Origin of the sequence: Bifidobacterium moraviense, assembly GCF_012932365.1 — a bacterium.
GTDB lineage: Bacteria > Actinomycetota > Actinomycetes > Actinomycetales > Bifidobacteriaceae > Bifidobacterium > Bifidobacterium moraviense.
In genome coordinates, this window is the sequence record NZ_JAAIIH010000028.1 from 1 (window position 1) to 5,692 (window position 5,692).

The 5,692-nt window shown below is 61.3% G+C and carries 2 protein-coding genes and 1 pseudogene; all 3 read right to left on the bottom strand.

Annotation, left to right across the window (positions count from 1 at the left end; all coding sequences use genetic code 11):
• Nucleotides 1–2,293, bottom strand: a 2,293-nt coding sequence (locus G1C96_RS10335; RefSeq protein ID WP_335341952.1) for a Cna B-type domain-containing protein, incomplete at its 3' end; no start/stop codon positions are given.
• Between the two features lie 201 nt (nucleotides 2,294–2,494).
• Nucleotides 2,495–3,835, bottom strand: a pseudogene (locus G1C96_RS10485) (SpaA isopeptide-forming pilin-related protein); the annotation flags it as partial.
• Between the two features lie 467 nt (nucleotides 3,836–4,302).
• Nucleotides 4,303–5,692 (bottom strand): MFS transporter (locus tag G1C96_RS09970; protein ID WP_240945208.1); only part of this gene is annotated, 1,390 nt, incomplete at its 5' end.

The window sequence follows — 5,692 nt, forward strand, 5'->3', positions numbered from 1 at the left end:
GAGTGGGAGGCGGAGTGGTCGGCTTCGTGTTCTTGAACGCGAACGACCACGCGTCGCCCGTGCGCGACGACGTCACCGCCTGCGTGTAGCCCGGCGTCGCCGCCTCGATCACCCGGTACTCGTACGCCTTGCCGGACGCGTCATACTTGTCCAGACCGGTCCACACCGTCTTCCACTTGTTGGCGTCCGACAGCGTCTCGGACCTCACGTCCGTCCACGCGTCATCGCCCGCGCCCTGGAGCCGACGCTGCAGCGTCACCTCCAGCGAGCTCGGATGCAAACCGTCATCCACCCACGTCTTCGACGCGGACACCGAGACCTTCGGCTTGGTGTTCGACACCTTCAGACCATCGGTGCAGGTGCCCGCCTTGGTCGCGTCCTCTCCGGAGGCCCACGTGCGGCAGCCCACCAGACCGGCCTTGTCGTCAGTGGAGAACACCGGATTATTCTGATCCTTCGCCAGCGTCACCGTGAACGACGGCGCCGGGTCCGGCAGATCGTAGCCGGTCGGGGCCTTCGTCTCCGTGACCGTGTACGTGCCCGCGGGCAGACCGGAGAACGACACCACGCCCTTGTCGTCGGACGTGGACTGCTGCGCGGCGACGCCGTTGCCGGTCAGCTCGAACACGGCACCCTGAAGCCCCGCCTTCGACTCGGCGTCGATCTTCGTGAACGAGAACCCGTACGTATCCGGGGTAGGCGGCGCGTTGGTGATCGTCACGTCCGAGCCCACGCCGCCCGCCGGCGAGTACGAGGCCTCGTACTTCGTGCCGCCGGACACGTTCACCTTGGTCTCGCGCACCCGGTACTGGACCTTCGTGCCATTCACGGACTCCGGCAGGTTCCCCCACGTGTGGGTCCACTGGTTGCCCGCGTTCAACGTGACCGGATTGTCCTTCTCGGCGCGCGTGACCGCCGTCCACGTCTGGCCGTCCGTGGACTGTTCCAACGTCACCTTGACCGAATCCTTGGAATGATCCGTCGAATCCGAATCCGTCCACACCTTCGTCACCTTCACCGAGGTCTTCACGTCCTCGGGCTTCTTGGTGTTGGTGAAGGAGATGCCGGAGTTCGTGACCGACAGCGTGGCGGGGTCCTTGCCGCTGGTCACGGAGCCCTTCGGCTGGCCGTCCACGAAGACCTCGACCTTCAGGCCGGCGGGAGTACCCGCTGCGGCATCGGCTTCGACCTTGGAGACTTCCAGACGGACCGGGACGGTCGTCATGTCGTAGGTGATGTTCGAGTCACCGCCGTTCCGCTCGCTGGCGGTGAAGTTGAACGAGGCGACGCCGTTCGTCTTCGTGGCCTTGTCGTAGATGTCCGACGTGATCTGCGGGAGAGCCCACAAGGCCTTGCCGTCCGCACCGACCTCGGCGGTCACGCCGTTGGGAGCCAGAAGCTTCGCATTGGTGTCATCCGTGTTCGGAGTCAGATCGAACGTGAACGTCTTGTCGGCCGGGATGGTCGTCTCATCGCCCTTCTCATCCTGGAAGTGCTTCGTGGCCTGCAGACTCACGCCCACCGGCTGAAGCGACTTCTTGGAGTTGACGAAGGTGGTGATGTCGATGATCGGTATAGGACCGTCGGCGACGTCCTTGCTGGTGAAGGTCTTTGCCGGCTCCGTGGCACCGTCGATGTAAACCTTGCCGGTCAGGCCGTTGGTGACGCCGGTCTGGTCGGGCTGATATTCCTCGGTGACCTTGAGCGTGACTGTGTGCTCGGTCGTGTCGTAGGTGATGTCGGGATCGCTGCCCTCCACCTCGGAGACCTTGAACATGTAGGTCGCCGTACCGGTATCGTCCTTGTCAGCCCGATTGAACTCATCGTTCGAGACGGTCAGGGCGTTCCATGTCGCGGTGCCGGTGCCGGTTGCGCCTTCGGTGACCTTCTGCTCGATCGAATCCGCGCCGAGCAGTCGCTTGGCGTTGTCACCGACTGCCGTCAGCCTGAACGTGAAGTTCTCGGGGAAGGCAGCGGGCTGACCGTTCTCCGTGTAGTTCTTCTTGGCCTGGAACTGCACCTTCAGCGGCTGCGCCGGGTCGTTGACGTCGATCGGGTCGGCGGTCTGATAGCTGGTGTCGAGGTACACGGCCTTGCTCGCGTCGATCGTGATGACCGGATCGGCGCAGGTGAGCTGCCCATTGCCGATGAGCTCTTCGTTCACGTACTTGACGGCCGCATCCAAGGTATCGAACGACTGGCCATTGACCGTGTAACCGCTTAGTACCTTGCTGTTCGCCGGAACACCATCCGAAGAAACGGAAATCGAGTTGCCGTTGTTCTTGATGAACACGTCACCGCCATGATCGGAAGCCTGAACAGTTGTGGTGTTCGTATATCCATCAGCGTCTTTGAGATTTGCGGCTTGCGACCACGTACCCATACCACGCTTATTATACTGAGCCTCATAGTGAGCCTCAGGATTCAATACATCAGCAGTTGCTCCTTCACCAGAAGCAACATTGATACTAGGAACCTGAACAGGATCTGACACGGTTATCTCAACAGGATTTTCAACCACTGTATTATACCCATCAGGCGCCTTGGTCTCCATGAGCCAATACTTTCCTGGCTTCAGGTTATCTACCTGAATAACACCATCTTCGCCAGAAGTCAAAACTGGAACATTCCTATATGTTAGACTTCCATCAGAGTTAACAACAACTTGTTGAGCCGGAGTGGTCGTCGATGCATCAGAATACAGATTAAACTCGGCGCCCTTCAGGGATTTGTATGCACCAAGTTTCTGAATCTTGAAACCGGAGAGAACAGTAGGCTGGCCCACAATATCAACCGCACTCAGAGAACTAGCACGCACAACATAGTGATACTCTATAGAGTTCCGTTGAATGGACCCACGAGTATAGTATCGATATATTTCTCTGAAATATGTATTTTGAACATATGAACCATCTGCGGCACAAGGAGAAATACTTATATTCACCTTATTACTCTCAGCAGTAACAGGAGATACACCGTTACTAGAACCAACATTTTCCTGAGATGGATATGATACGCTGGTCTCTGTGGGAGTCTGCTGCCCAACACTTCCGGAGATATCCGGTTGAGATAAATCAACAGGGGTTGAATCGTGTGTTTGCAGACCCGTGTCAATGCTTACATTACTGCCTTTACCATCCCGCAGCAAAAACAGATTATTTGATTTATTGTAAAAAACGACATCATATGCATGAAGCAAATTATTGCCAATACGAGTTAGGTTATATGTATATGTTCGTTTCGGCAGTCTCATCAAACCAGTCAAACTTCCTGCAGCATTACCAGCAATTACCGCAGGCCCTACAGGGCTTACTCCACCTGTAGGATACGGATCGAAATCGGTGCCCTCATAAACATCTTCAATAAAAGACAAATCATGCCAATTCGAAGTATCCTGCAACTTCAAAGAAGACGTATGATGCAATAACGTCAAACCCTTTAGCGACTCATGAAAAGCAGAAGGTATGACAATTTCACCTTCATAATAACCAACTACGTCCTCCGCAGTATCGAGGCGAACCAAATTTTGATCGTCATCTTCATATAGCTCAGTGAAGTCTTGCCCGGACGTGGAGATCGCCTTCCACACCGCGGGAGCGAACTGATCGTTGGAGAAGTTCGCGTAGATGTAGTCCTTCACGTCCTGATCGGTCACGCCCTTGGGCCAGATCGCCGTGACCTCGTCGGCGTCGGCACTGTTCGCCGCGTAGACGACGCCCATCGGCAGCACCATCGCCATCAGCGTGGCCACGGCCAGCAGCATACCCATCAGCACGCGCCATACGCTGCGCGCCGGCGCGCCCCGTTCCGCCCTGTGTCTTCCGTTCCCGTTCATGGCAAGCTCCTTCTCGCTCAGCCTCTCCACACCCCCGCCAAGCACAACCACACCGCCCGGCAGAGGGACCCACACTGGCCTCCGGCATCACGAACGACACATCTACCCCATCCGTCAACGCACGGAAGGAACGGTCCCACGCTGGCCCGACCCAAAGCAGATCTGCTTCAACGCATACCCCCCCCCGAGACATACGGAGCACTGGAAAACGGCTTGGGCGCACGGTTCCGGGGATTCCACAGCGTGGTCAGGGCGTCGCATGGCGGACAGGGGACGGGCGGACCGCGTCGCACGACGCATCTCGGCAAGTATCTGCGATCGCGGTAGCACTGTCTGGTCATGCGACCGCTTGGCCATGCGATCGCACCTCGGCAGCACACTGCCCGGCCACGCGATCGTCAGGCCACGCGACCGCTCGGCCACGCGACCGCTCGGCCACGCGACCACTCAGTTACGCGAGCGCTCGGTCACGCGGCCGCGCGCAGGCGTCGGCGGTTCAGCACCCATCCGAGCAGGGCGAGCGGCACGGCGCACGCGGTGAACAGGAACGGCATCATGAGGCCCAGCTCCGGACCGCCCGCGTCCAGCACCACGCCGGCCACCGAGGAGCCGAGCGACGCGCCCACGGAACCGCCGGTGGTCACCCACGCGAGTCCCTCCGTGAGCGAGCGCGCCGGCACGCTCTCCTTGACGATCAGGTTGCCGGTGGCGAACATCGGCGAGACCACCAGTCCGGCCACCACCTCCAGCGCGCCCAGCAGCACCAGATGGTGCATCGCGAGACGGAACGAGACGAACCCCACCGTCAGCAGGCCCAGGAACAGCACCATGAGCCGCCAGTGCGAGCCGGGGAAGCTCACCGAGCCGAACACGATGGCGCCGATGCACGACCCGACCGCGAACATGGCGAGCTGCAGGCCCACGAACTGCTCCACGCCCATCGCCTTCATGCTGGCCGTGACCGAGACGTCGAACGCGGTGAAGCTCATGTTGAACACCACGAACACCAGCACCACGATCCACACGCCCGGGTAGAGCAGGGCGCTACGGGGGCGGGGGGCGGCGGGGATGCCGGCGCCGGCGCGGGATGCGGAGGCGGAGGCGCGGGATGCGAGGCGGGACGTGAGACGGAAGCGGGTGGCACGGCGGAGGACGCCGGCGGGAACGGCGGCGGATTCCGGGGAGGACGCCGGGGAAGCGGACGCCGAGTCGGTGGGTACGGACGCGGCGGGTACGTCCACGGGCACCAGCACCGGAGGCTGGGTGGCCTTGAGCGAGAAGAACACCGTGCCGCCCGAGGCCGCCGCGACCACCGGCACGAACAGCTGCGAGACCGGGTTGACCGACGTGGCCAGGAACGCCGCCAGAATGGGGCCGACGATGAACACGATCTCGTCGATGGCCGACTCCAGCGCGTACGCCGTGTTGAGCAGCGAATCCTCGTCCTCGTGCCCGCGCAGCGCGTACGCCCAGCGGGTGCGCACGAGCGCGCCGAACGAGAACTGCGAGAGGCCCGCCGCGATGGCCAGCGCGAACAGCGCGGGGATGGGGATGCGCATGGCCGCGCCCACGCCGAGCCCCAGCATCACCACCGTCTGCACGGCGAGCGCCACCACGCCCACGCGCCGCTGACCGAGGCGGTCGAACAGGCGCGCGTAGAACGGCGTGACGATGGCGGCGCAGAAGATGTACGTGGCGCTCATGGTGCCGGCCACGGTCCAGTTGTCGTACAGGTGGTTCAGCGCCAGCACGATGCCCAGACTCATCATGGAGATGGGCAGGCGGGCCACGGCGGCAGAGACGCAGAACGCCTTGGCGCCGGGGAGGGCGAACAGGCGGGCGTACGGGGACGCGGGA